Consider the following 1,484-nt stretch of genomic DNA (forward strand, 5'->3'; position numbering starts at 1 on the left):
AGACTGTCAAGTAAAAAGTGTAACCTTTGAAACCAGAATCTAGCAACTACCGAGCCACGGCTTGACCTGGAGCCTCTGGCGGGTCCGGTGCACGCGCGATGGGCGAAGGGGCCTGAGGGCCGTTCTCGCGCCGGGCAACAGCCTACCAGACCCGCCCCCTCCACCTCAAGCCGTTTTAGCGTACCTGAACGCGGTCCGGGTAACAGACGGTTAACTGCAACAGGATCTGCCCCCAGTTCTGCACGCGTCCCGTCCATTTGCGCACGACGTCCATAGTGGCCAGGTACAGCATTTTCAAGAGCGACTCGTCGTTTGGAAAAATGCTCTTCCCTTTCGTCACCTTGCGCAATTGGCGGTGGTAGCCCTCGATCATGTTCGTCGTGTATATCAGCTTGCGCAGCTCTGCCGGGTACATGAAGAAGGTGGATAACTCGTCCCAGTTCTGGCGCCAAGACTTCACGATTAAGGGGTACTTTTCGCCCCACGTTTCTTCAAACCGATCCAACTCCAGCAAGGCGGCCTCCTCGGTGGCGGCTTTGTAAATCGGCTTCAGGTCGGCCGTAACGCGTTTGAGATCCTTGTACGACACATAACGGACGGAGTTGCGGATCTGGTGAACGATGCACTTTTGGATATCGGTTTTCGGGTAGCAAGCCGAGATCGCTTGGCTGAAGCCCGTCAAGTTATCCACACAGACGAGCAAGATGTCCTGCACGCCGCGATTTTTCAGGTCGTTTAACACGCTCATCCAGAACTTCGCCGACTCGTTCTCGCCGATCCAGATACCCAGCACATCCTTGTTGCCGTCCAGATCAACGCCAATCACCATGTAGGCCGCTTTGTTGACAATGGCCCCGTCTTGTTTGACCTTGAAGTGAATCGCATCCAGAAACACCACCGCATACGTCGGCTGCAGCGGGCGGTTATGCCATTCTTTAATAACGGGCATAATCTTATTAGTAACGTTCGAAATGAGCGTCGGAGACACCTCGATTCCGTACAGGCCTTGCAGATGATCCTGAATGTCCCGTGTGCTGACACCCTTGGCGTACAAGGCTGTAATCTGATCCTCGATGCCCGTGACGTTCGTTTGATTTTTTTTGATCACAACCGGTTCAAATTCGCCAAAGCGATCGCGCGGCACTTTGATTTGGATATCGCCGTATTCCGTGTGGACCGTTTTCTTCCCATATCCGTTTCGGCTGTTCTTCGTTTCCTTGTTGTGATCATAAGGGGCATAATCGAGCTGGCTGTCGAGCTCCGCCTTAAGCGTGGCCTCCAGCACATCCTTGAACATGTCCTTCAGGGTCGCCTGGATCTGCTCAACCGACTCAAATTTCTGCTCCTTCACTAGCTCCTGAATCGCTTGCTTGCTCCAAAATTTCTCTGTCATACGTCTTCCCTCCGAAATGGATGATCTGATGGAACTTAGTATGTCCCATTTATATCCGTTTCAAAGGTTCCACGTTTCATTTTACAGACCC

The 1,484-nt window shown here is 52.8% G+C and carries 1 protein-coding gene; it reads right to left on the reverse strand.

The features are described 5' to 3' along the window. Positions 1-175 precede the first annotated feature (175 nt). The gene (locus PEH01S_RS34240; protein ID WP_127490452.1) at positions 176-1,393 is read right to left on the reverse strand and encodes an IS256 family transposase; all 1,218 of its coding nucleotides are present in this window, start codon (positions 1,391-1,393) and stop codon (positions 176-178) included. Positions 1,394-1,484: the final 91 nt, after the last annotated feature.

Source organism: Paenibacillus ehimensis NBRC 15659 (assembly GCF_004000785.1).
Lineage (GTDB): Bacteria > Bacillota > Bacilli > Paenibacillales > NBRC-103111 > Paenibacillus_G > Paenibacillus_G ehimensis.

Coding starts and splice junctions, on each gene's coding strand:
- PEH01S_RS34240 (WP_127490452.1), bottom strand. CDS start 1,393: ATGACAGAGAAATTTTGGAGCAAGCAAGCGATTCAGGAGCTAGTGAAG.